Source organism: Gelidibacter pelagius (assembly GCF_017581925.1).
Classification (GTDB): Bacteria; Bacteroidota; Bacteroidia; order Flavobacteriales; family Flavobacteriaceae; genus Gelidibacter; species Gelidibacter pelagius.
In genome coordinates this window covers 141228-166741 of the sequence record NZ_JAGEVG010000008.1, presented here as the reverse complement: position 1 = coordinate 166741, position 25514 = coordinate 141228, and the positions used below count along the sequence as shown (strand labels likewise).

At 39.5% G+C, this 25514-nt stretch carries 17 protein-coding genes; 9 read left to right on the top strand and 8 right to left on the bottom strand.

Annotation, left to right across the window (positions count from 1 at the left end):
• Positions 1 to 275 precede the first annotated feature (275 nt).
• The 5 genes from J4051_RS08575 to J4051_RS08555 are packed head-to-tail and all read left to right on the top strand — an operon-like array spanning position 276 to position 6364.
• Positions 276 to 1475, top strand: a complete 1200-nt coding sequence (locus J4051_RS08575) for an acetyl-CoA C-acetyltransferase (protein ID WP_208233459.1) — start codon at positions 276 to 278, stop codon at positions 1473 to 1475.
• A 20-nt stretch (positions 1476 to 1495) separates the two neighbouring features.
• Positions 1496 to 3637, top strand: coding sequence for a 3-hydroxyacyl-CoA dehydrogenase NAD-binding domain-containing protein (locus J4051_RS08570; RefSeq protein ID WP_208233458.1), 2142 nt, complete (start codon positions 1496 to 1498; stop codon positions 3635 to 3637).
• Between the two features lie 29 nt (positions 3638 to 3666).
• Complete coding sequence (locus tag J4051_RS08565; protein ID WP_208233457.1) at positions 3667 to 4872, top strand: acyl-CoA dehydrogenase family protein; 1206 nt, start codon at positions 3667 to 3669, stop codon at positions 4870 to 4872.
• On the top strand, positions 4872 to 5306 hold the full coding sequence (locus tag J4051_RS08560) for an acyl-CoA thioesterase (RefSeq protein WP_208233456.1): 435 nt from the start codon (positions 4872 to 4874) through the stop codon (positions 5304 to 5306). Before J4051_RS08565 ends, J4051_RS08560 begins: the two co-directional genes overlap by 1 nt.
• Complete coding sequence (locus J4051_RS08555; RefSeq protein ID WP_208233455.1) at positions 5306 to 6364, top strand: CaiB/BaiF CoA transferase family protein; 1059 nt, start codon at positions 5306 to 5308, stop codon at positions 6362 to 6364. Before J4051_RS08560 ends, J4051_RS08555 begins: the two co-directional genes overlap by 1 nt.
• A gap of 426 nt (positions 6365 to 6790) precedes the next feature.
• Here J4051_RS08555 and J4051_RS08550 read toward each other — a convergent pair whose 3' ends face one another.
• From J4051_RS08550 to J4051_RS08540, 3 genes are all read right to left on the bottom strand, one after another.
• The gene (locus tag J4051_RS08550) at positions 6791 to 7729 is read right to left on the bottom strand and encodes an N-acetylmuramoyl-L-alanine amidase (RefSeq protein ID WP_208233454.1); all 939 of its coding nucleotides are present in this window, start codon (positions 7727 to 7729) and stop codon (positions 6791 to 6793) included.
• 245 nt (positions 7730 to 7974) lie between these two features.
• Positions 7975 to 8724 carry a ribonuclease HI gene (rnhA, locus tag J4051_RS08545; protein ID WP_208233453.1) on the bottom strand — a complete coding sequence of 250 codons (750 nt, stop codon included), beginning with the start codon at positions 8722 to 8724 and terminating at the stop codon, positions 7975 to 7977.
• Positions 8725 to 9131: 407 nt separating this feature from the next.
• Entirely contained in the window at positions 9132 to 13958 is a 4827-nt protein-coding gene (locus tag J4051_RS08540; protein WP_208233452.1) for a RecQ family ATP-dependent DNA helicase, read from the bottom strand.
• 637 nt (positions 13959 to 14595) lie between these two features.
• On the opposite strand from J4051_RS08540, the gene J4051_RS08535 reads away from it, so the two are divergent.
• From J4051_RS08535 to J4051_RS08525, 3 genes are all read left to right on the top strand, one after another.
• Positions 14596 to 15054 (top strand): mobile mystery protein A, encoded by a 459-nt coding sequence (locus J4051_RS08535; protein WP_208233451.1) that lies wholly within the window; start codon positions 14596 to 14598, stop codon positions 15052 to 15054.
• 2 nt (positions 15055 to 15056) lie between these two features.
• Positions 15057 to 15641: a mobile mystery protein B gene (locus J4051_RS08530; protein ID WP_236027315.1), complete on the top strand. Its 585-nt coding sequence runs from the start codon at positions 15057 to 15059 to the stop codon at positions 15639 to 15641.
• Positions 15642 to 15957: 316 nt separating this feature from the next.
• Positions 15958 to 16281, top strand: a complete 324-nt coding sequence (locus tag J4051_RS08525; RefSeq protein ID WP_208233449.1) for a hypothetical protein — start codon at positions 15958 to 15960, stop codon at positions 16279 to 16281.
• A 142-nt stretch (positions 16282 to 16423) separates the two neighbouring features.
• On the opposite strand, the gene J4051_RS08520 is transcribed toward J4051_RS08525, so the two are convergent.
• The gene (locus J4051_RS08520; RefSeq protein ID WP_208233448.1) at positions 16424 to 17812 is read right to left on the bottom strand and encodes an MATE family efflux transporter; all 1389 of its coding nucleotides are present in this window, start codon (positions 17810 to 17812) and stop codon (positions 16424 to 16426) included.
• A 400-nt stretch (positions 17813 to 18212) separates the two neighbouring features.
• Here J4051_RS08520 and J4051_RS08515 point away from each other — a divergent pair, with 400 nt between their 5' ends.
• Positions 18213 to 19439 (top strand): C40 family peptidase, encoded by a 1227-nt coding sequence (locus J4051_RS08515; protein WP_208233447.1) that lies wholly within the window; start codon positions 18213 to 18215, stop codon positions 19437 to 19439.
• A 316-nt stretch (positions 19440 to 19755) separates the two neighbouring features.
• On the opposite strand, the gene J4051_RS08510 is transcribed toward J4051_RS08515, so the two are convergent.
• From J4051_RS08510 to tyrS, 4 genes are all read right to left on the bottom strand, one after another.
• On the bottom strand, positions 19756 to 20994 hold the full coding sequence (locus tag J4051_RS08510) for a hypothetical protein (protein WP_208233446.1): 1239 nt from the start codon (positions 20992 to 20994) through the stop codon (positions 19756 to 19758).
• The gene (locus tag J4051_RS08505) at positions 20966 to 21406 is read right to left on the bottom strand and encodes a QcrA and Rieske domain-containing protein (protein WP_208233445.1); all 441 of its coding nucleotides are present in this window, start codon (positions 21404 to 21406) and stop codon (positions 20966 to 20968) included. Before J4051_RS08505 ends, J4051_RS08510 begins: the two co-directional genes overlap by 29 nt.
• A 10-nt stretch (positions 21407 to 21416) precedes the next feature.
• Entirely contained in the window at positions 21417 to 22613 is a 1197-nt protein-coding gene (locus J4051_RS08500) for a di-heme oxidoredictase family protein (RefSeq protein WP_236027314.1), read from the bottom strand.
• Positions 22614 to 23710: 1097 nt separating this feature from the next.
• Complete coding sequence (tyrS, locus tag J4051_RS08495) at positions 23711 to 24916, bottom strand: tyrosine--tRNA ligase (protein WP_208233444.1); 1206 nt, start codon at positions 24914 to 24916, stop codon at positions 23711 to 23713.
• Between the last annotated feature and the right edge of the window lie 598 nt (positions 24917 to 25514).

Below are 25514 nucleotides of genomic sequence, written 5' to 3'. Positions count from 1 at the left end.
TTAAGCGATAAATTAGCAGGGAGTTGCATGTCATAAATTTGTAGTCAATCTTAATATTTACTGATGTTTTATACCGATTATGATTTTAATTGTCGCTAAAAACGCTCGTTAAAATCTATATCGGCATTATACCTCATAAAAATGAACACGATTTTAAAAAATTAAATTAGTATTATTTGACAAATATAATTCTTTTGTATAAGTTTGTAACCACTTGGTCACATATTTTTTTTCTTTCCATGTTACCACTTAGTAACTCTAAACAATTTGACATAATGGATGCATATATTTATGATTCTGTAAGAACGCCTCGAGGAATCGGAAAAAACACAGGAAGCTTATCTCAAGTAAGTCCCGTACAATTGGTAACAACACTGCTTTCAGCATTAAAAGAGCGCAATAATTTGGACACCTCTTATGTGGAAGATTTGGTATTGGGCTGTGTCACACAGGCAGGGGAGCAAGGTGGGAATATTGCCAAAGTAGCTGCGCAGGTCGCGAATTACGGCGATCATTTAGCGGCAGTGTCCCTAAACAGATATTGCGCTTCTGGATTGGAGGCGGTCAATCAAGCTGCGGCTCGTGTAAGGTCCGGATGGTCAGATTTGATCATTGCAGGTGGTGTAGAATCCATGTCGAGAGTCCCTATGGGCATTGACGGTTCGGCTTGGGTCATGGAGCCGGATGCTGCTTTTGGTAAGTTTGTACCCCAAGGGATTTCAGCTGATTTAATTGCTACCAAATACGGCTATTCAAGAAAGGATGTGGACACCTTTGCTGTAGAATCCCAAAAAAGGGCAGCAGCGGCTTGGGCTAAGAAAGCATTTGATAAATCGATCATTCCGGTCAGGGATCTTAATGGATTGGAACACTTATCAAAAGACGAATATATTCGTGCAAACACCACCTTAGAAGCTTTAGGGAAATTAAATCCATCCTTTGAAATGATGGGCGAGCTATTATTCAATCAAACGGCCTTGGACACTTATATCGAGATCGAACGCATCAACCACGTCCATCATGCCGGAAATTCGTCTGGTCTTGTAGATGGTGCTGGATTAATGCTCATTGGTACCAAAGAAATTGGAGAAAAATTAGGTTTGACCCCAAGAGCAAAAATCAGAATGGGGAGTATCATTGGTTCAGAACCATTGATTATGTTGGAAGGGCCAACCCCAGCCACTAAAAAAGCCTTACGCAAAGCAGGAATGACGGCTTCAGATATCGATTTGTGGGAGGTCAATGAGGCTTTTGCCGTAGTGCCGTTGCGCCTTATGGAAAACATGAAGATCGACCACTCCATCGTCAATGTCAACGGAGGCGCTATTGCTATGGGTCATCCTTTGGGTGCCACAGGCTGTATGATTCTTGGAACAGCCTTGGACGAATTGGAACGACAAGATAAAAATAACGCTTTAGCGACGCTTTGCGTTGGTGGCGGTATGGGTATTGCGACGATCATCGAACGTGTATAATTTCTAAAAAAAAAGACAAAATGCAACATATAAAATATTCAATAGATACTGACGGGATTGCTTTTATTACTTGGGATGTGGCCAACTCTCCGGTTAATTTTATGAATGAGCAGACGATGTCAGAATTCTTGACTACTGTAGGCAATGCATTAGCAGATGATACCGTAAAAGGAATCGTTATTAACTCGGCGAAAAGAGATTTTATTGCTGGAGGCGATTTGAATTGGTTCTTAAATTATGACCAATCCAAAGAAGAGTGTTTTGAGTTGCTCATGAAAACCAATCGAGCCATGCGTCAAATGGAGCTTTCTTCCAAGCCGGTGGTAGCAGCACTGAGCGGACTGGCTTTAGGCGGCGGCTTAGAGATCGCCTTGGCTTGTAATTATCGCATTATGACTGATCACCCTGCCAATAAAATAGGCTTGGTAGAATGCTCTGTGGGCTTGTTTCCAGGATCAGGTGGAACACAACGTTTTTTGAGAATGTTGGGCCCTCAAAAAGCGATAGAATACATTACACAATCGCGAAAGCTATCCGCAGCACAAGCTTTAAAAGATAAATTGGTCAATCAAATCTGTAGTCCAGAAGACGATATTAATGCCTTGGCGAAAGCATGGATCTTACAAAACCCAGAAGTCAGACAACCTTGGGATGACAAGCGATTTGTAGTTCCGGGAACCCCAAATGGCATCGGACAACTATCTGGGTATACTGAGTTTTACTCGGTCTCAAATGCCATGGCCTATAAAACAACCCATGGCAATTTGCCGCACATCAAAAACGTATTGAGTGCCTTATACCATGGGAGTTCTACGGGAATTGACAATGCTTTAGAAGTTGAAGCGCGTTATTTTGTGGATACCTTATTTACTAAAGAAACCAAAAATATTATTAGAGCCTCTTTCATTTTTATAGGCGATGCTGCCAAAGGAAAAGCGAAACCAAAAGGCTTTGAGCAAGCAAAATTCAAAAAAATTGGTGTTTTAGGCGCGGGAATGATGGGCGCAGGAATTGCTTATGAGTCGGCAAAAGCAGGCTTGGATGTGGTGTTAAAAGATGTATCTTTAGAAGGCGCTGAAAGAGGAAAAGGGTATGCAGCAACTATTGAACAGCAAAAAATAGGGAAGGGAAGAAGTACTCAAGAAAAAGCAACGGCGATTTTGGATCATATCATCCCATCGGATAGTGTGGGCGATTTAAAAGATTGTGATTTAATTATTGAAGCTGTTTTTGAAAATGAAGCCTTAAAAAATCGGGTCACCAAAGAAACGGAAGCGGTCATAAGACCGGAAGTCGTTTATGCGAGTAATACTTCAACAATTCCAATTACCAGCTTAGCTAAAGCTTCATCTAAACCTGATAAATTTATAGGCCTACATTTCTTTTCTCCGGTAGATAGAATGCCTTTGGTTGAGGTTATCGTTGGTAAAGAAACGTCTGATGAAACCTTGGCAGCGGCTATTGATTATGTTATTAAAATACGAAAAGTACCTATTGTTGTGAATGATGGTCGTGGATTTTTCACTTCTCGTGTTTTTGGAAAATTTGTAAACGAAGGCATCACCATGTTAACGGAAGGCATTCCGCCAGCAGTCATAGAAAATGTTGCCAAGAAGATTGGCATGCCGGTAGGTCCTTTGGCCATAGCTGATGAGGTGAATTTGAAACTCATGTTAGATATCATGTCTGAAGATCCCAACTTAACTGATTTTGAAAAAGAATTGCAAGACACAGCTTCTACGATAGTCCATACCCACAAAAGAATAGGGAAAAAGGAAGGTAAAGGCTTTTATGAGTATCCAAAGGGAGCAAAAAAATACATTTGGGAGGAGTGGAGCAACATTTATCCAACTGTAGAAGACTATGACGAAGAAGAAATAGGAAGACGTTTGTTATTCGCAATGGTCATCGATTCGTACAAATGTTTGGAAAGTGGTGTGTTAAAAGAAGCTAAAGATGCCGATGTAGGTTCTATCTTAGGACTTGGATTCCCAATTCATACTGGAGGCGTCATGTCTTATATCGATTATATAGGGGCACAAAAGTTTAAAGACTATGCAGCATTTTTGGCGCAAAGGCATGGAGAGCGTTTTCAATTGCCAGAATCACTTTTACAGCGTATTCAAGATGCGGGTACTAATCGGGTGTTCTATAAAAATTAAATAATAACGAATAATAAAATATAACAGCCATGTTACAGAACGTATTATTAGAACGGAAAATATATGCCTCAGAAGAACACAAGATGATGCAGGGCATGATTCAGGATTTTATTAAAAATGAAATCCTGCCTCAAATGGACGCTTGGGAAAAGGATGGCATGGTGAGTCGTGACATCTGGAAACGGGCAGGGGACTTGGGTTTGCTGTGTATAGACATGCCAGAAGCTTACGGTGGCTCTGGATTGGATTTTAGTTTTAGCGCTTTGTTCATTGAAGAATTAGCTAAAAAAGCCATCAGTGGTCCTGGATTTTCATTGCACTCCGACATTATTGCGCCCTATATATTAAAATGGGGAACAGAAGCTCAAAAGCAGCAGTATTTGCCCATTATGGCCACCGGAGAAATAATCACCGCCATTGGGATGACGGAGCCAAATTGTGGTTCAGATTTGCAAGCCCTTCGCACAACAGCGGTAGATAAAGGCGACCATTATTTGGTCAACGGACAAAAAACATTTATCACCAATGGCTATATGTGTGATATGGCCATTGTGGCTGTAAAAACCAATTCAGGAACTCCTGACGAAGGCGTGTCCTTATTGATTATGGAAAACAAATGGGAAGGCTTCGAAAAAGGGGTGCCTTTCCATAAAATAGGAATGAAAGCACAAGACACCTGCGAGCTCTTTTTTGACAATGTCAAAGTGCCCAAAGAAAACCTCTTGGGCAAAGAAGGCGAAGGTTTTGTGATTATGATGAAGGAATTGGCACGAGAGCGTTTGTCCGTAGCTTTAGCGGCCATTGGAGGTGCAGAAGGTGCCATCGAAGAAACCATAGACTACACCTCTACCAGAACGGCTTTTAAACAGCCGATCGCAGGGTTTCAGAACACCCAATTCAAATTAGCTGAGGCTACGGCGCAATTACAGATCCATCAAGCCTTTGTGGACCGTTGTACAGAAGATTTAGCACAGCATAAACTCTCCGCGGAAAGTGCATCCATGGCCAAGTTTTCGGCAACCGACATGCACAGTAAAGTTGTTGACGAATGTTTACAGCTCTTTGGAGGCTATGGCTATATGTGGGAATATCCTATCGCGAGAATGTACGCCGATAATCGAGTGGCACGGATTTATGCCGGAACCAATGAAATCATGAAATTAGTGGTGGCAAGAGGCCTATTTAAAGAGTTATTTGCGCAAATGAAGGCCGCGCGTCAGCAAAAAAAGAAATAATGCGCCAAGTGACTATAGCAGATTTTAAAATTCAAACCACTATTGTTGTGCAATGGGGAGAAATGGATGCCTACCAACACGTGAATAATGTAAATTATGTACGTTGGGGAGAAACCGCTCGAGTGGATTATTTTAGAGCTATGGGTTTTATTATAAATCAGGAACCTAAAAAGATGCTCTATGCACCAATCTTAGGGTTTCAATCAGTAAAGTATATTGCTCCTGTGGTGTATCCGGATACTATAGTTATTGGAACAAAGACCGATGCCATTAAAGACGATCGATTTGTGTTAAAATCTTACTTTTTCAGTACCCAGCAAAACCGATTGGTTGCAATACAAACACACGAAGTTGTAATTGTCGATTATAACAAGCAACAAAAAATTGCAATCCCTCAAGCGATTTTAGATGAGATCCATCAAATAGAAGATTAATGCAAGAAACAAAGCCACTGCAAGGGATTACCATTATTGATTTCACGCGTTTGTTGCCTGGGCCTTTGGGCACGCATTTATTAAGCCAATTGGGCGCTAAAGTCATCAAAATAGAAAGTCCCAAGCGATTGGATTACACCCGTTTTTACGAGCCTAAAATAGGAGATAGTTCGCTCATGTTTCATGCAATGAACCATTCTAAGGAACAGGTCATAATCGATTATGAAAATGAAGAAGGCTATCAGAAAATAAGCGATTTAATAGCCACTGCCGATGTGTTGATCGAACAGTTTCGTCCGGGTGCCATGGCCAGTTTTAATTTGGATTTTGAGACGGTAAAAAAAATCAACCCCAATATTGTTTATGTCTCGGTTACAGGCTACGGACAAAATGGAGATCTGCATACAAAGGCCGGGCATGATATTAATTATTTGGCTACGGCAGGCTTATTGGATTTGAATAGGGATAACCAAGGGAAACCCGTTATTCCTGGTTTTCAAATCGCCGATATTGCCGGCGGATCGTATATGCTGATTTCGGCGTGTACATCTGGTCTGTTAGCTCAAAAACTACAAAATAAACCACAGTATATCGATCTTAGCTTACTCGATGCCACCATTCCTTTAAATGCCATTGCCCACAGTATGTCCCAAGGCGGTGCTTCTTATAAAAAAACACCTATTTTAAGTGGCATGCTGGTCAACTATAATGTTTACGAATGTTCAGATGGGAAATGGGTAGCCTTGGGAGCTTTGGAACCTAAATTTTGGAATGCCTTCTGTGAGATGGTGGATAAACCAGACTGGAAAAGAAAAACAGATATGGAATTGATCGATGGCATTTTTCCCAAAAAGGATTTGGAATTGCTTTTTAAAACCAAAACAAGGGACGAATGGGCCCGTTTAAGCGCTACCCACGATATCTGTTTGTCACCAATTCTCGAAATAGACGAAGTGACCAAGTACAGACATGTAATGGAACGGAATATATTTAATGAAGGCACGATCAAGAATCGCACGATAAAAACCTATGCGGCTCCTTTTAAAACGTATAGTTAATACTATAGAAATCGAGAGAATATTACTTCGAAGCCTATCCAATGTCAGGTTGAACGTAATTGTCAGGTTGGGCGCAGTCGAAACCTCTTTAAATTAAATATTGTTTAGTTAAGCATAATTGTCAGATCGAGCAGGGTCGAAGTACATTTTATGATAATACAAAGTGGCGGACATAGTAAAAATCCCAAAGGGATGACACCTTTGTAACAAGTGTATATTTTATCACAAACAATCTCATGGGGGCGACATCTAAAGAAACAGTAATATTAAACGTTTGAGAGTGTTCTAAAGTTTTAACAAACCATACCCTACTATATCCCTTGTTTTGCAATCCATACAGAGTTATAGTAAAGAAGAAAGTCCTAGTACTGAGATCTCACTTGCGCTCTTTCAATGACCAAAAGGAATTCCTTTAAATCTCGTCCTTTACAAATATTTCTTATAAAGATTATTGAGCACTTTTAAATCATAATCTGTTAATGTAGTATCGACTTCCGTTTGTATAAAGTGGAGTTTAAAAGCTTTGATTGCCGCGGGGAGATCGGTCACATCGTAACCAATTATTTTTAGAGCAACCCGAGGGCTTACATCCAATAATTCAGGATTTTGACTTATTGAATTAGGGCTTGGCGTTGAATCGTTGCTAACGCTACCGAATTCTGATGGTTCTATTCCAACCGCAGTGCTGCTGCCTTCCACTGGCTCACCAATAATATCAATAGGTTCATCATACCACAATCCAAAACCTTTTAGGGCGAGCAACTTCCATGGAAACGTTCTATTCGGATCATTTTTACGGGTAGGTGCAATATCCGAATGGCCAATAAAGTTGGCGGCCGGGATTTTATATTTAGTTTTGAGATCTTCCAAAAGGTTCAGGAGGCTGGCCATCTGCAATGGTGAAAACTCTTCAAATCCATTATTGTCCAATTCGATACCAATAGAGGCGGAATTGATATCGGTGTTGGAGCCCCATTGGCCGTTTCCAGCGTGCCAAGCCCGATAAAGATCGTTGAGCATATGATACACTTCACCGTTTCTTCCAATCACATAATGCGAGCTGACTTGCGTCCGTGGCAAGGTAAATGTTTTAAGCGTCTGGTCAACAGAGTTTTGAGCGGTATGGTGGATGACCACCAAATTAGGTCTTCGTAAACTGAAATTTGTAGTGCCCACCCAATCTTCGGCATAATTATACTTGGCCGTAGTTCCCGGTGAAGGTGGAGGTAGGACTTTTAATTCTTTACTGAGTGCCTTAGCCTGCTTTTTATGTACTCTATTTGTGGGGGCATAAGGATTCGAGGCGCAAGAGATGATAAGTGTTCCCGTGATTAGCAAAGCCCCTATATTATTTCGGTATTTCATTCATGAGGGTTTTAAAGTATAAAAATGGACCTACTGCCAGCTTCAAACTGGACGTGCTAAATTACACAATTAGTTTGAGTATTAAAGTGAGTTGGATATGGAATAAATTACCGATTGGATGTAAAAAGGGGAGGTCTAAAGGTTTAAAGTTAGGGATTCCAAAAAATTGAAAAAGCACTTCAATAATAAACTTTGATTTTATGGAGTATCGGTTGTGTAACCTTTGTCAATGTTAGCAAAAAGAATTATTCAAACAATCTGTTTTCATTATTTATTTCTCTTTTTCCATCCTCTGTCATGTACATAGTTTTGCAGGACGGACAAAACAGATAATATTCATAATAATAGGATTGATTTGCTTTAATCTTTTTGTTTTTTGGTGTTTTCTTTATGACAGATTCCCCACATTTTCGACATTCATCTCCAACATTTTTTATTTTAACTTTGCTGTTCTTGGTAAATGTTGCGTTAGAACTTGATTTGTCGTCTTTACTGAATTCCTGGGGTTCATATCCGATATCCTCAATAAGTTCTTTTGAGTTTATCCCATTATTGGCAAGAGTATCACACCGTTCATTTTCTATATGCCCTGAATGACCTTTAACCCAATTAAATTCTACATTGTGTTCAGAAATTACGGTTAATAATTTATCCCATAAATCGCTATTAATTGCTGGTATGTTTTTTTTTCTTTTCCAACCATTTTTTTTCCAGTTTTCTGCCCAACCTTTTGTAATTCCGTCAATCACATATTTGGAGTCAGTAAAAACTTGAACATTAGATTTTGTCTTTAATTGTTCAAGTCCGAAAATTACTCCCATTAACTCCATTCTGTTATTAGTGGTTAATCTATAACCTTTAAAAAACTCCTTTCGCCTCCCTTTATATGATAATATCACTCCGAAACCTCCTTTCCCTGGATTTGGTTCGGCTCCTCCATCAGTAAAGAGTTCAATATTTGGAATTTCACTCCATATTTTCGTTGATGCGGACATATATATGCTACATTTTAATTTATGAGATTTGAAGTGTTTAAGCGCCCGTACGAAGTGTCCAACAGGGGCATCTTTTATTTATTTGAAAGATACAAAATTAATTGAGAAGGTGCGTCGCTCGGTTTGCCGGATGGGAGCAGAAGTGACTTATTTTCCGGATACTGTTTTCCTACCCATTAGTCTTTTTTAATGTACTCTAATATTTGCTTTTGGGTAGATTGACGATGAGTTTGAAATGTATAGGTTTTTTTCTGAAAGGTTCGGCGAGGCACGGTTTAGGTTTTACGGATCTCAAGAGACTAACTCTATGATTTTCTAAAATTATATTGAATGTAATTGATGAAATTTCGGAGCTTTTTAGCGCATGTTATAATAGTGATTGTTGGCACCTTGTGCTTGCATTCTTTTTAACCTTCATTCGGTTGTTTCTCAAAATAAAGTTCGGGAAACATAATTTTCACTTCTTGTTCAGTTCCCTCCTTTAACCAGTAAATAATGAAATTTACTTTTGCACTTTTCAGTTTATAATTCCTCTCCCTTAAGCTTTCAATTTGTATCAAAAAGGACTGTGAAAATTTCAATATTGATTGTCCGCTTGTATTTAAACATTCATCATCTTTCAGAGTTAAAGTATCTCCGCTTGAGAGTTGAGAAATTAAATGTTGTCTTTTTAGGAAATAGTCGAGCCAAACGTCTTTGTAAGTTAAATGCATGACCATCTCTTTTGGTGGCAAATAAATTTCCTGATCTTCTGTCCGTTTTAAATTTTCGGCTGAAAGATTGTCGAGGATGTTTGTGTTAAGGTGTATGGTCAAATTCTGCTTTGCCCGAGTCATGGCCACATATAACTGCCTCTTGGTTTCGTCTGTAGTCGAATTAAAGTATTCAAGCATCAGAAAAACATTATCAAACTCCTTACCTTTTGCTTTATGAATGGTTGAAACATAAATTATTTCACCATTCTCATTAAAGAAATCTTCAAGTTTCGATTCGCGAATAAAGACTTCTAAATCAGATTTATATTTCTTTTTTGGATTGGTTGCTTCAAAATCCTTAATGATGTTAGTGCACACCTCCAAATTTGTACTGTTGCGAAACTCGTTTATCAATTTTCGTTTGGCATTTTGCCATGAATCATCGCTGATTATAAAAACATCATCACTCAAATTCAGCTGATTCAACAAAAATCTGACTTCCAAAAGATTATATAAACTGAACCCGTCATTTGTCTGAATCAATTTTGCTGGCATATTCTTTTTTAATAGCAGTCCTGTGATTTGAAGTGCTTCATTATTAGTCTTTGTGAGCACACAGGTAGTTCCAGTAAGCCCGGTGGTAAGAATATCATGAACAAGCGGTGTGATAAGATTACCACATTGATAACGGATCAACTTTATGTTTCCATTGTCGGTTTGTTTGGCAATTATTGGAATGCTTTTTAAACGATGCTGAATTGTTGCTAAAAACTGATTTGTAAATTCTACAAGATTGTTTTTGCTTCTATAATTCTCGACCAGCTCATACTTGGTGGCTTGGTTTGCTTTAATAAAGTGTTCAAGATACTTTGAACTTGCACCCCTGAATCCATAGATATTCTGGTCGTCATCACCCACTGCAATGACTCGCATTTCATCGTTATGTTCCATTAGAGTGCTAATCAAATTGAACTCGTCTTCGTTCATGTCTTGTGCTTCATCGATGACTAAAACAGTTTTGGTAATCCGACTCGGCTCAACTTCTCTATTCTTTATTTTATCAATTGTCTTTTTTAAGATCGCATCTGATTTTTCCAAATTACCAACCTTTCCCAATAAATCAAAACAATAAGAATGAAAGGTTTTGATCTCTATATAGTTGGCAGCGTTACCAATCAGTTTTAATAATCGTTTTTTAAATTCGGTGGCTGCCGCTCTGGAAAATGTCACCATGAGCAATTGCTCGTGTTTCACATCTTCCATCAAAAGTAACGAGGCAAGTTTATGAACCAACACTCTTGTTTTTCCGCTCCCGGGCCCGGCAGCAACAACAATGTGCTTAGACTCATTGTCATTTATGATTTTCAGTTGTGTGGGTGAAAGTTCTCCAAAGAGTTGCTTAAACTTGGCAGGTGTCAAGTTGCGTTTGATTTCATTCTGACGACTACCTTTGAAATACTTATTGAGAAACGACTGGTAATTGAGTTGAAAATAATCTTCTACAAACTGTAAAGCATCTTTGTAATCACTTATCATTTTATTGGCATACTCGCCAACAATATGGATTTGCTGAACTTTGTTTTCATAAAACTGATTCAGCTTTTGATAATCTTCAACTTTATAGCGTATTTTATTATCCTGCTCTAATCGTTCAATCGTAAGTCGGTTATAAACCACAAGAAAACCACCTTCAATTTTGATAGCCTCAATCCGTGAAAGATAAAAGAGAGTATCTTCTATGTCATCAATGCTAATATCATGTTTGAATAGACTTTGATGGTTTTCATAAGCGGATTTTAATTCGTGAACTGAGAACTCAACCAATACTTCTTCCTTTTCAATCTCATTTGGGATCACATTCTGATGGCTTTTACTATGGAGAAGTTCTATAATGAATTTTGCTAATTCGTGCCGTTTCTCCAATTTCTCTTTTAGGGTTTCCTTGCAATAAAGACAAAGTACCGCAACATGGTTCTTTGAATATTCTAAGTTCTGACGCTTGATCCAATTCTTGATAGCCCAGAAATTGATGACTGTTTTTAGTTTATTTGGGGATACATCGTCACAGCCTTTATGTTCGGCTTCCTCATTTAACTCTTTGATGTGAAATGTTTGTTCCTGCTCTTCAAAAACCGACAACAGAAAATTTTCAATTTTGCCGAATGATTCAACAATGTTGAGAGAACGGTTCTTGCTTTCACCCTTTTTGATGAAGGCAGACAAATCTTTTGCATCGGCCAAAATATGTTCCTCACGAAGAAGATTGACGATGTTTATCACTTCTTCTTTCACTATTCCGAGATGATCGCTGATGTAGTCCACTCTTGACTCAGCAGGATCTTCATTAGATTGCTTTCTGTTTTTACTTGAAAAGAGCTTTTTGATGATCCGGATTCCTTTTTCTTTTTGCTTCTCTTCAAATCGTTCTGAAGCATTGATTTTATCAATGGCCTCTTGCGAATTCTTAGAGAGGATACTGTTTGCAAAAATTCTAGGCATATTTTGGCCTCGTCTCAAATAACCTGCATTTTCTAAAGCCGCAATAGCGGTCGTTACCCGGGTTTCAATTTCTACTACATTGTCATCCCATCCTGCCTTTCGTGCGATTTCTAAAGCAGAGTTTGATACTTTTGAGCGGAATTTGGTAATATATTTAATGGCTTTCCATATTTGTTGTATTTCTTTGATGGAAAGTTTTGTTTGATTTAAAAGAATGAAATGTTTACTGAGGTCTTCTTCATTGAATAATACGAAGCAATCCGCAACAATATTTTCATCCCTACCGGCTCTTCCTGCTTCCTGAATGTAATTTTCAAGTGAATCGGAAATTTCGTAATGGATTACCATGCCAACATCTTTCTTATCTACTCCCATTCCAAACGCTGAGGTGGCTACCATAATTTGGGTGTCACCATTAATAAAAGAATCTTGATTTGCAGATTTTTCTTGCTTTTCCATTTTTCCATGATACGGCTTGGCGTTGAAACCATCCTGTTTCAATCGTTCTGCAAGCAGATAGGCTTTTCTAGTTCTTGAAACATAAATGATGGTTGGGCAATTCTTCTCCTCAATCAAATCTCTGGCGGTCTGATATTTTTCTTCCTCATTACTCTTTTCAAAAACTTTGTATTCAAGATTTGTTCGTGATGCCTTGGAAGAATATACTTCAAGGTCAAGGGAAAGCTTTTCTTTGAAGTACTCACAAATATCTTCAATTACCTTTTGCTTTGCGGTTGCGGTAAAACATGAAACAGGAATTCCATCCTCAAGATTTTTTTTCTCCTGAAGTTGTCTAATAAAATCACCAATATACAGATAGTCCACTCTGAAATCTTGACCCCATGAAGAAAAACAATGTGCCTCATCTATAACAAAACGAACAATTTTTCGGCCCAAAATCAATCGTTCAATAGTTTTTGAACGAAGGGATTCAGGTGATATGTATAGCAAAGTTGCCGAACCATCTTCGACACGTTCGAAAGATTTTGCTCTTTCAATCGGATCAAGTAAGCCATTTATTGTTACGGCTTCTGTAATTCCAATTTTTTCAAGATTATCAACTTGGTCTTTCATCAGCGATTGCAAGGGAGAAATCACAACCGTTAGACCATTGACAGCTTCTCCACTTATGAATGCTGGCACTTGAAAAGTGATTGATTTTCCGCCGCCAGTCGGAAAAACAGCTAATATTGATTTGTTATCAATTGCAGCTTTTACCGCTTTCTCTTGGAGCGGCTCACCGCCATAAGTTCTATAGGTATCAAAACCAAAAAAGCTTTTCAAGCCCTTATGTATATCCAAAGCTTGATTACAATACCCACAACCGCTAACGCAAGGTCGGTTTCGCAATCGAAACATAATTCTTTCAACTTCACGGTAATTTTTGAGGACCCAAGGCGGGGTGATCGAATGAATTTTTTTGTACTGAATGAATGAGTTTACAAGCGATAAGCAGTAAGCAAGCTCTATGGGATACTCTGAAATTATTTTAGGAAGGTTAACATGATTGCAAATTTCGCCTTCAAATTTTTGACGAATAAGTTGTTCTATGTCGTTGTTTTCGGTTGTAAATGCTATAAAACGAAAAAAAGACTGGAATTCATTCTTGTCATTCAACAGTAAAAAGAGAATTTGTTTAAGGGTTTCGTCAGTTTCATTAAAGGCAGCAATTTCATCATAAAACAAGTCTTTTGCTTTAATGGAATCATTCAAAGGATTATTTGTGTCTTCTGATTGTAGCTTGTCGTCTTTTAATAAGGCATGATACGGTTTGGTCGGAAAAAGTAAGGGAGAGAGAAACAACGTGTCGATAATGTTTGACGGATTAACGCCAGAATCGATGAGTGTTTTACCAGTATACTTGATGTCGTGAGCCAAAATGTTGTGTCCACATATAAACTGCGTTCCGTTCAAAAACTGGATGAAGTCACTCATCGAATTTTTGTGAAAAGAACTGCCATCACCCTTGATACTCCCAATATCAAGAATCTTTCGGTTCTTTGGATCAATCTCGATATCAATAAATGCAATTGATTTCATTATAGGTTGTTCAGATTCTATTTTGTTGTCATTTTCGCTGTTTTACTCGGTTTTTGCTTGTGCACCACAGCAAGTATTTACTCGCGCGAGATTTCGAAGATATAAACTTCCGATCTGATCTAAAATGTTTTGTTAAAATTTTAAAGTCCCATATTGCCAAAACTCCGATTATATGCTATAATTCAGAGAATTCCATCATTTCTTGAGTAACACCACAAAACGTCTGAATACCTGCATCAAGAAGAATCTGATAATTGAAGCGCATAACTTATCACAAACGAGCCTCATAGGAGCGACATCTACAAAAAACTATATTAATGTTAGCGTTTTTAGCTAAGAGTCTTCACCTAATTCTAAATTCCTGAAATCATTAAATAGACTTGTAATCTGTTGCTTTGGTATTTTCTTGCCTAATTGTATAGAATTTTGTGGGCCAATTTTTGAACAAAAAATAAATGTATAATTAAGGTTTGATATACTTTTACTATGAGGTTAAAACTTTACAGTTAGTACAGATTGTCAATGTACAGACTTACTATTTAACGGTTAAGTAAGTCTATAAGTTTACTTTTTGTTTGTATAAGTCAATGCATAGGCTTACTTTTGATTTAAATATATCAGAAAAAAACATTAAGATATGAATACAAAGAACTTACAATTAGAGCAACTTGACCGAAAGTTAAAAGGCTTTAATACCGCGGCGAAAATCACGCCACCTCCAACCGGCTGGATTAAAGCGGTAAGAACTTCTTTAGGAATGACAATGCTACAATTAGGCGATAAACTATCTATTACTAAACAAAGCGTGCGTGAGATTGAGAAAAGAGAAAAGGAAGGGAATGTCACGCTTAAAACCTTAAAAGACACTGCTAACGCTCTTGATATGCGACTCGTTTACGGTTTGGTTCCAAAAGATGGAACTTTAAACGACTTAATTGATCGCAAAGCTCGCGAATTAGCTATCAGAATTGTCAGTAGAACTTCTAACACAATGAAGTTGGAAGATCAAGAAAACTCCAAAGAGCGTCTTAAAATGGCTATAGAGGAACGTACAGCAATTATCAAGAACGAAATGCCTAAAACACTGTGGGATTAGACATGGATTACAGAGACGGCCAAACTCCCCTTGATGATGAAGAAAAGGAGGGCTTATTGGTAGAAACCATCTCTACAATATCTGAACTGGATGAATTTGAACAGCTTAATATTGAGGAAGCAATGCAATGGGTATTTAGCAAAAAGTTCAATGCAAAACACGTATTTACTGAAAAATTTATTTGTGATCTACATAAGCGGATGTATGGTAATATTTGGGTTTGGGGAGGGAAGTTTAGAAAAACAGAAAAAAATATTGGAGTAGATAAATATCAAATCCCAACACAACTTAAAATGCTTTGTGACGATGTCTTGTTTTGGATTGAAAACAGTACCTATCCACCAATAGAAATAGCCATTCGTTTTAAGCACCGTTTAGTGAGCATCCATTGTTTTTCTAACGGTAATGGTAGACACAGCAGATTAATGGCAGATATTATTATTGAAAAACTCTTCTACGAAGAGCCTTTTTCTTGGGGAGCCTTGAATCTCTCTAAAGAGAGCGATGCCAGAGCTCATTATCTAACAGCCATAAAACTGGCCGACAACAACGAATATCAACCTTTAATAGACTTCGCACGTTCCTAATTTTCGCTGTCCTCCATCTCTTCAGGATCCTTATATCGAACTAAGGTTATCAGGAACATGATCAAGTTGCCATTCAGCTATTATTGGTTTTTTTCCCAACATTCTTTCCACCAATAATTCTATCCATTTCAATGTTTTTAAACCAGCGCACTTTTACCCTTATCCACATCAAAAGCCTTAAATAACCAATTAATCATAAGTTATAGAGAAAACAACAATTATATATGCTTACTTTTGCCAAATATTTGAGCTCATCCGGGATCCACTTGGGAAGTCCATTTATGTTAATTAAACCCATATAATCTCAGTCCCCATTATGAGCCAAAGAATCTATTCCAATACCGAAATTCAAGAAAAAATCGCCGCTGCCATTAAAAAACTATCCGATGCCGATGTAGATAAGTTCTGCAAAAAATCGCATTCAAAAACGGTTTTCGATATCAGTACGCCACTATTTTTAAAAGTACCAGAGCATTTTACTGAGACTGAAAAAGCGAATGCCTTAAAAGATGAAAAAGGTGTGATCCGATGGACCTGGGATTTTGAGTTTAATCGCAACGGATATTTTTATGCCATGAATACACAATGGTATGCGCGAAATGACGACTATGTGCAACGCTGGTTGCAAAGTGTTGAGTAGTTTGGAGGATTTTTATAATATGCTTTCGAGATGTCTTTCACGATGCATTCTAGAATTACTCTGCCTACAGGATTAAAAACATGTGCCATTGTTGGTGTTTTCCACCAACAATGCTGTAGCAAATGAAAGATTCATGATACTTTTATTCATGCGCAGTTAAAAAGCTCCGATCGCGAATGACTCTTTTTTTCCAATACCCAGTTTTGAAATAAATAAAGGCCACAGTACCGGCGATAATGTTGGAGATGGGGAACGCCCACCAGATTCCCACCGGGCCCATCGCTAAAGTATAGGACAGGATATAGGCTAAAGGAAACCGCACCACCCAGAGGCCCAAGATGGAAATAAACATGGAGGCTTTGGTAAACCCCGCCCCATTGAAGGTGCCGTTCATCACCTGTTGTAGCCCCATGAAACCAAAACTTATGGACATGATCTTAATGAACAGCGCCCCATCTTGGATGACTTGGGGATCATCGGGAATAAAGAATGCTGTTAAGGGTTCTGCCACCAAAAACATGATCAGTCCCATGCCTGTAAACCCGAAGAAGGCCACTTTGGCACTCAGATTGGCCACTTTTTCAGCTCTTTTAATCTTCAGGGCACCAATGTTTTGGCCCACCAACGAAGTGGTCGCAATGCCAAGTCCCAATGCGGGTACTACTATAAAGCTCAGCATGCGCGCGCCAATTCCGTAAGCAGCTACAATATCACTTCCAAAACTGGTCACGATCACCATCATGAACGTCATTCCTAAAGCCCTCGTGGATTGCTCAATGCTTGCCGGAAATCCAATGGTGAAGGTTCTCCTTAGATTTTCCATATTGAAATACATGGAGGCTAAAGAAATTTTAATACCGTGTTTCCCCCTGAACATAATGATCAATCCGATAGTGGCTGCAATAGCTTGGGTAACGACACTTGATACTGCCGCTCCGGCCACGCCGTAGCCCGGGATAGGACCATAGCCATAGATAAACAACGGATCCAATCCTGCATTGAGGATCACCGTGAACAACACAATATAAACAGGAAGCATCACGTTTCCGATACCGCGCATAAGCGATTGGAAAATAAAAAAGAGGAATAGGAACACAAAGCCCAAGGAAGAGACTTTAAAGTAAGTGACCGAATCCTCGATAATGTCCGGCCCAGCTCCAATAATTCTCATTAAGGGGCCAGAGGCAAAATAACTTATGATGGCCAAAAAGATGGAGGTTAATAAAATCAGAAAGACACTTTGTGACGAACTGAAATCGACCGCCTTTTGGTTGTTGGCACCTTTATAGCGTGCCACCATAACGGTTCCGGCCAAGGTAAGGCCTGAGCCAATTGAAAGCACTAGGAATAGCAAAGGAAAACTAAGACTCACGGCAGCAACGGCATCGGCACCCAACCTTCCCAACCAAAACGTATCGATGAGCTGATAGGCAGATTGAAGAATGTTGGCAAAAATAATGGGCAGCGCCAAGCTTAATAGCGAGCTAAATATTTTCCCTTCTGTAAACTTATTTTTAGTTGTGGAACTCATTGCTGCAAAATTATAACAACCTTTTCGATGTGACGCTTAAATTAGTCTTAATACTTAAAATATCTTGGATCAATACTCAATATTTATACCTGATATATGGGAATAAGGCGAATTTATGATCGCTTTTACACTGGCCGATTATCGCTTTAAAAATGATTATCTTTGTGAGTTAGTGAAACTCCAAGCTTAAAAGCGAAGTACATTAAGTTTTAATGATTGAACCCATTCTGTTCTTTAGCGATCATCAAGGGGCATACCTACGGGATTCTCCTGAGTATATTTGCAAAAAAGGTTTATATTGCCCAAAGATAAAAGAGCTGTATTTCCGAACAGATTCTGTTGCAGAAAATAGAGCTCAAAAATATATTAATAAACACAAACTAAATTAAATTGTCGTAGAATGAATCTGTTAAAAAGAATCCATCTATTTAGCCTATTAGGAATTTTAATACTGGCGTCCTGTAATGAGAATAGCAATAAAAAGGAAGGTAATATAGCTGAAACCTACATTGCCGATATTAAACAGGAGTTTGCTCCAGATAAACGAGTGGCCTTATTTGATATTGATGTTGAAAAGTTAAAGGGTGACTATATATTAAAAGGCGAGTCCAACTTACCAGATGCGGTAGACGCGCTAAAGCAGAAATTGGATGAGGAGTCTATTTCATACACCGATAGCATTCAGGTCCTTCCAGTTAAAGAGGGTGGAAAGTCTCGAGGCCTTGTAAAGATTTCTGTGGCCAATTTAAGAGGTAAGGGGAGTCATTCGGCTGAATTGGTAACCCAAGCCATGTTGGGGACGCCTTTGACAATTCTTAAGCACACGCCGGGTTGGAGCTTAATCCAAACGCCTGAAGGTTATATTTCTTGGGTAGATAATGGCGGCATCGTGAGTTTGACCGATGAAGAATTCGCTGATTGGAAGGCTGCTGATAAACTGATATATCTCAACTCATACGGCGCATCTTACGTCAATCCGGACACAAAAAGTCAAGTGGTTTCAGACTTGGTGGCAGGCAATATTATAGAAGTGGTTGGCGACCAAAATGGATTTTATGAGATTAATTATCCTGATGGTAAAAAAGCTTTTATTGAAAAAGACAAGGCTAAACCTTATTTAGAGTGGGTGTCGTCCGTAGACCAGTCGCAGGAAGACTTGGTGGCTTCTGCCAAAAAGATGATGGGCTCGCCATATTTGTGGGGTGGTACCTCGCCTAAGGGAATGGATTGTAGCGGATTTACAAAAACGGTTTTCTTTTTGAACGGCTTGATCATTCCAAGAGATGCCTCGCAACAGATCCATACTGGCGAATTGGTGGACTCTACCAAAAACTTTGAAAACTTAGTTCCTGGAGACCTTTTGTTCTTTGGAAAGAAAGCGACTGATACCTCAAAGGAAAGAGTCGTTCATGTGGGTATGTGGATTGGCGATAATAAGTTCATTCACGCCATGGGCGATGTCCATATCAGCAATATGGATACTAGCGCTGATGATTTTGATAAATACAATTACGATAGGTATTTACGTACCAAACGAATTATCAATCAGAAAGATGAGGGATTGTTATATTTAGCAAATTCCGATCTTTATATGGCTAAAAATGATGTGGAACCGGTAAAGAATTGAGTCTATGTAAGACCATTTCTAACCTCAGAATAGAAATACGTAACGAAAAACCTGCAATAATAATCGAAAAAAAAATGCTCCTCAACAGGAGCATTTTTTTTAATCATATAACATTTATGTACAATAAAATAGCAATTGTCTAAATGGGCATTTGGACTTGAACTTCCCTGATTATTGTTGCCCCTTATTCAAAAATCTGTCGATCACAAATCAACAATCTTCAATCTGGTAGACTTCATCCGTCCCCCGTCATCCGTCACCTGTCATCGATCATCAATCTCTCGTCATCTACCCTCTACCCACTACCCACTTCCCTCTAAAAATAACTACTAAACCCCATATACCAAGTAGCCGCTCGTTCGGCAGGATTGTTAAGGATGTCTGTTTTCCATTCGTAACGGTAGTTGATCCGGAACACCGTCTTTGGGGTAGGCCTAAAGCTAATGCCTGGGGTGACCGCAAGAATCTGATCGCCAATTTTTGTATTCGTTTCCTTGAATCGACCGACATTCCAGTCGACATAATCAAATCGAGCGGCAACGTTAAAAGTGGCATCTTCCCATTCGAAAATTTTATTCTTGTAAACCGGTTGGACAATATCCATAAACACGCCACGCTGTTTATTTCCGTATTGCTGGGTGTAGGTGTCTGGGGTCTCCGCCCAGATCCATGCAGCTTCTCCCACGATATACGTCCCGGTAGCCTTGATGGTCGTGTTCCAGTCTATGGCGAAAACATCCACTTTTGCCTGATCTTCTACCTCTTCGCCGTCATCTTCAAACTTATTGTAAGTGCCTCCCATATAAGAAATACCAATTTCGCCGATTTTTCTGTTTTTTATAGCGAGTTTTCCAGAAAACATCGCTTTTCCGCTAAAGTTATCCTCAAATAGATTATCGCCATCTTTATGTGCGGGCAAATAGGTTTTATCCTCTTCATTGGAAATGATCCTGCTGCTAAAGCCATTGGTCAAGTAGGCCTCATAACCAAAGATCCAATTGCCCGAATAGGTTTTTCCGTACATTCCAAATCCAGCGTTGGATAGGGTAGCGGCCAACATATTGACGGCAACATCAGGGCGTTCCACGAATTCCCATTTAGGGCCGTCATGGTTTTCATTAAAGGCTCCGATGGGATTCATCACAATCCCCCCTCTAAAGTTGAACAACGGATGGAAGGCCACATCCAACGCTGCAAACTCAATGGCGACCTCTTTCCCACCATCCTCGAATTCTATTTCGGTCAAGAACTTAATCCGCTCCGAAATGGAAGCGGCCATAAATATGGTCAATCGCCGTGCTTGAAAAGACAGGCCATCGGTAATGCCTTCCTCGGTTCTGTGCATGGTATTGGCTTCCAAATACCCGCCAACGGTTACGGGAACTTTATCAAAGCTCAATGTGGGTCTGCTAAAAACCGCGTCCATATTTAATTCTTGTTCGTTCTTTTCTTTACTCTTTTCGGGGTCTTCTTCCTGGGCATTTACCAAACCAAAGCAGAACAATGCGATGATTATTAGATTGGTCTTAAGAAAGTTCAATGTAGATATTTTCATTTTGAATGCTTGTTTTGAATGTTTTTAAATCTTGATCGGCTGGTCCTTCCAAAACTCCACCTTTGGTATCAAATTCGCTGCCATGGCACGGGCAACTGTAGATGCCGCCGCCCACATTGAGCTCACACCCGCGATGGGTACATTTCATCAGTGACGCTGTATATTCATGGTCTCCAGTTTTATAAAGACAAATGGGAAAGTCCTCTCGGGAAGTCTTGACCAAAACAAAAGTCCTATAGGTCGTCGTATTTTTTTTGACGATCTCAAACTCCGAAAGCGGCACAATAAGACTATTGTTTTTAATGCTGCTGGTGGCATAATAGATACTTTCACAAGAAGTTAAGAGGGCGGAGGCAAAGGGAAGACCTATCAAGCCCATCCCGCAGGTTTTTAAGAATTTTTTCCGATCCATAAGTGTGGTTTTATAAGGATTCAATAAATTTTAAGACTTGATCTTTTTCAATTTGGCTCAGGCCGCGATACAAGTTCTTAGAGTTTTCAGCTTCGCCGCCGTGATATAAAATGGCCTCTTCAATGCTATTGGCCCTTCCGTCGTGAAGTAAGAAATACTGACCTCCTTGCGAATCTTTAGCCAAGCCGATGCCCCATAGTGGTGGTGTTTTCCATTCATAGGAATGCGCGTAACCTTCGGTATAGCCATCATCGAGTTCTGGTCCCATATCATGTAACAACAAATCGGTGTAGGGATGAAATTCTTTATAGGAAATAGCCTCAATTGGTGAATATCCGGTGCTTAAGGTCGGCTTGTGACAAGCGGCACATTGGATATCACCGAACAAAGCTTTCCCAGCCATGACATCGGGGTCATCTTGGTCTCTTGGGATAGGTGCTTTTAAGGTTTTTAGGTAGAACACCACGTCGCTGATCGTCTGCCGGTCTATTTCCGAAGGCATTTTGTCGCCACTATAGGTGTCGTAAGGTTCGAAGTAGGAGGTAATGCCAATGTCCTGATTATATGCGTCGGCAGTTTGATGCAGAAGATCATACATTTTGCCTTTTTTCCCAAAACGGGTGATATATTTTCCGTCCTTACTAATAGTTTCCGGGCGGTCACTCACATAATCCGGTCTGGTGTTCCAATGCACCCGTCCGCTAATGCCATCACCGTCCAAATCATCAGGATCTGACATATCGATAAGATCCTGGTCCCTCACAGCGTCCAAGAACCCCAAGCCCGTAACAATTGGCGCAATCAAGTCGGTATGCGCTGCACCTGGTGGCAGAGTTTCTGGTTCATAGCCTGGAATGGCTCGGTTTTGCAATTGGGGACCACCTTGTTTCAAATACTCATTAACGCCAGGAAATGATTGTCCAAACCGTGTGAATTTTACAAAAGGATGTCCTTTTCCGTCCCCAGCATGACAGCTCACACAGCTCGTTCCTGTAAAAATAGGACCCAATCCTGTTTCTACGGTAAAAATCTGATCGTTAAAGGCGACATCGCCCTTGATAAAACGCTTGGCCTCTGCCATGGTCAGATCTTCTACTGGGCCATCGAGCAATTCATATTCTTCAGGTTCTTGTGGCGCCAGAACCTCACAAGAAAAAAATAATGGAAGTAGCAACAGACTTCCCAATAGGTAACTTTTCATTCTCATTTTGTTGTAGTTTTAGGCAAAGCTAAACATTATGTAAGAATGAACAAATATATTTTTAGATTAATCTAAAAATTATTAATGCATTTGTCTAAAGATGGAAGATGGAAGATGGAAGAGGGGAGACCGAGGACCGAGGACGGAAGACGGAAGACGGGAGCACTGAACATTACAATAATCAACGATCTACAATGGTTAAATTCCAAATTCTAAATTCTGAGTTCAACCTACAAAGTTTCCATCCTGATCAAATTTCACTATTTGATATTCAACCTTCTTATGGATAAATTCCAAACATCAATCCCTGTCAAGAATTCAAAATTCCATATTCTTCAACCCGTCCCGTACTGACTAATATGCGGATTCATTAGGGAAGATAAGGGTAGGTTCGGGCAAGTCGTTAAGCCATCCGTGCCACCCGTCTGGTAAAACCATTCGGGCAGGAAACTCCACGTTCGGACGGGTCAGCAATCAATAATCAACAATCTTTAATAGATAATCACTTTCTGATTCCAAATTCCAAATTCAACCTACAAAGTTTCCATCCTGATCAAATTTCACTATTTGATATTCAACCTTCTTCTGGATAAATTCCAAACATCAATCCCTGTCAAGGATTCAAAAATCAACATTCTTCAACCCGCTCCGTACTGAATATTAGGCGGATTCCATTGGGGAGGTAAGGGTAGGTTCGGACAAGTCGTTAACCCATGCGTGCCGCCCGTCCGGACAAATCCATTCGGCCAGGAAATGGCACGATCTGACAGGTGGTCGTCAGTCGTTAATTTTTGAACATCCCTGATTAGAGTCGACCGGTATTCGTTCATTAATCAACAATCAACAACTCGCCCGTATCGGCCGCCTGAACGAAATCATTCGGGCAGGAAAAGGCACGTTAGGGCGGGTCAGCAATCAATAATCAACAAATAACCATCTTTAATAATTACTTATTCCCTAATCCCTAATCCCTAATCCCTAATCCCTAATCCCTAATCCCTCTCACCTCTCACCTCTCACCACTACCCACTCATCTCATCCATCTCCGTGCTTCCAACTTCGTGCTTATTTCCTAATCCCTAATCCCTCATACCTAATCCCTCTCACCTCAACTCATAAAACCCCCGTTTCCCCACCTTGATCCGTAGATTCTTTTTCAGCGGAATACTCTGGAACGGATCGGTTATCTTTTCAGTATCGATTTGAATGGCGCCACTTTCAATCAGTCGTCTTAGCGCGGACTTGCTCAAATCATCTTTTAGTTGGCTGCATAAATCAATGAGACTCAGGCTGCCGTTTTCAGAAGTCATGGACGACATGGATACCGGTTCAAACGCTTTCTCTTCAAATATTTTATTTTGAAATTGATTGGTGAAAAAATCTTCAGCTTCCTGGGCTTCTTGTTCACTATGGTATTGGCTAATGATGTTTTTGGCGATGATCTTTTTGAGGTTCATCGGATTTTCTCCAGATACCAAGCGCTCTTTTAAGGCCTGCTTCTCTTCAACAGAAAAGTCGGTGGTCAGCTCCAAAAACTCTGTAATCAGCGTATCGGGCATGGACATGGTTTTACCAAACATCTCATTTGGTGGGTCGATTAACCCGATGGTATTGTGCAGCGATTTGCTCATTTTTTCCTTGCCGTCCAAACCTCTTAACAAAGGCATGCACATGACGGTTTGAGGCGCCATGCCGTAGGTTTGTTGCAATTGCCGTCCCATTGTACAATTAAAGAGTTGGTCGGTACCACCCATTTCAATATCGCAATTGATTTTTACGGAATCATAGCCTTGCAAAATAGGGTACACCAATTCGTGCATGGCGATAGGCGTGTTTTCGGTAAACCGTTGGTTGAAATCCTTGCGGTGCATCAATTGGGCCACGGTCACTTTGGATAAAATCTGAATGATTTCAGAAAAGGACAGTTGATCCAACCAATCGGAGTTGAAAACGATCTCACTCTTTTCAACATCAATGATCTTGGACAGTTGAGCGATATAGGTTTCCGCATTTTTAATCACCTCGTCGTTGCTTAACGGTTGGCGGCTTTTGTTTTTCCCAGTCGGATCACCAATTCTGGCGGTAAAATCGCCTACCAAAATTACGATTTGATGCCCTAAGTCCTGAAACTCCTTTAGTTTTTTCAGCACCACTGCATGACCCAAATGCAAATCCGGGGCGGTGGGGTCAAACCCAAGTTTGATGATGAGTTTCTTACCTTCCTTTTCGGCCTGTTCCAACTTCTGGTCCAACCCATCTTCTGGTAGAATAATTTCTACATTGTCTTTCAATCTGCCAATTGTTTTCATGTCATTTTTGAATAAAAAAAAGCCCGAGCATTTTGCTCGGGCTTTAGGTATGTTACTATATGTTGTTGTTTTTAAATCAATTTCAAGTATATGTATAACCTATCCGAGCAAGTATTAGTATAATAATAAGTGCTGAAAAAAGGAAGGCGTAATATGTAGTTCAAAATTTTCATTTCGCGGGCAAAGTTAGGGAATCTTATATGATGTGCAAGTTGTTTTAACTTAATGTAAAGGATTTTCGATTTCCGGTTTCATAAAAACTGAGGATGATGAAGCCTATTATGAAGACCTAAAACAGACCAATTTCCTCTAAAGTCAAAACCAAATCTTCTCTCAGTTTGAAAAGGTAGAAGGTAGCTATTTGCACATTTCAACCCATATTTACATGCCCTCCAAGGATGTTTTTCGTCTCGTTATTCTTTCAACTTTTCAATAGCCTCCAAACATTAAATTAAATCTGATTTTGACCTTGTTCAGGGTATCAAATTCTAAAATGTCGTTTAATTTGATGGAATTTATTTGCGATGTCGTTTTTTTAAATCATCAACCAATATATAATGTTTCATCGTATTGACAAATACAAAGCTATCCATAAGTA

Coding starts and splice junctions, on each gene's coding strand:
- J4051_RS08575 (WP_208233459.1), top strand. CDS start 276: ATGGATGCATATATTTATGATTCTGTAAGAACGCCTCGAGGAATCGGA.
- J4051_RS08555 (WP_208233455.1), top strand. CDS start 5,306: ATGCAAGAAACAAAGCCACTGCAAGGGATTACCATTATTGATTTCACG.
- J4051_RS08520 (WP_208233448.1), bottom strand. CDS start 17,812: ATGAGTTCCACAACTAAAAATAAGTTTACAGAAGGGAAAATATTTAGC.
- J4051_RS08535 (WP_208233451.1), top strand. CDS start 14,596: ATGAATACAAAGAACTTACAATTAGAGCAACTTGACCGAAAGTTAAAA.
- rnhA (WP_208233453.1), bottom strand. CDS start 8,724: ATGTCCGCATCAACGAAAATATGGAGTGAAATTCCAAATATTGAACTC.
- J4051_RS08530 (WP_236027315.1), top strand. CDS start 15,057: ATGGATTACAGAGACGGCCAAACTCCCCTTGATGATGAAGAAAAGGAG.
- J4051_RS08515 (WP_208233447.1), top strand. CDS start 18,213: ATGAATCTGTTAAAAAGAATCCATCTATTTAGCCTATTAGGAATTTTA.
- J4051_RS08505 (WP_208233445.1), bottom strand. CDS start 21,406: ATGGATCGGAAAAAATTCTTAAAAACCTGCGGGATGGGCTTGATAGGT.
- J4051_RS08510 (WP_208233446.1), bottom strand. CDS start 20,994: ATGAAAATATCTACATTGAACTTTCTTAAGACCAATCTAATAATCATC.
- J4051_RS08570 (WP_208233458.1), top strand. CDS start 1,496: ATGCAACATATAAAATATTCAATAGATACTGACGGGATTGCTTTTATT.
- J4051_RS08500 (WP_236027314.1), bottom strand. CDS start 22,613: ATGAGAATGAAAAGTTACCTATTGGGAAGTCTGTTGCTACTTCCATTA.
- J4051_RS08550 (WP_208233454.1), bottom strand. CDS start 7,729: ATGAAATACCGAAATAATATAGGGGCTTTGCTAATCACGGGAACACTT.
- J4051_RS08565 (WP_208233457.1), top strand. CDS start 3,667: ATGTTACAGAACGTATTATTAGAACGGAAAATATATGCCTCAGAAGAA.
- J4051_RS08525 (WP_208233449.1), top strand. CDS start 15,958: ATGAGCCAAAGAATCTATTCCAATACCGAAATTCAAGAAAAAATCGCC.
- J4051_RS08540 (WP_208233452.1), bottom strand. CDS start 13,958: ATGAAATCAATTGCATTTATTGATATCGAGATTGATCCAAAGAACCGA.
- J4051_RS08560 (WP_208233456.1), top strand. CDS start 4,872: ATGCGCCAAGTGACTATAGCAGATTTTAAAATTCAAACCACTATTGTT.
- tyrS (WP_208233444.1), bottom strand. CDS start 24,916: ATGAAAACAATTGGCAGATTGAAAGACAATGTAGAAATTATTCTACCA.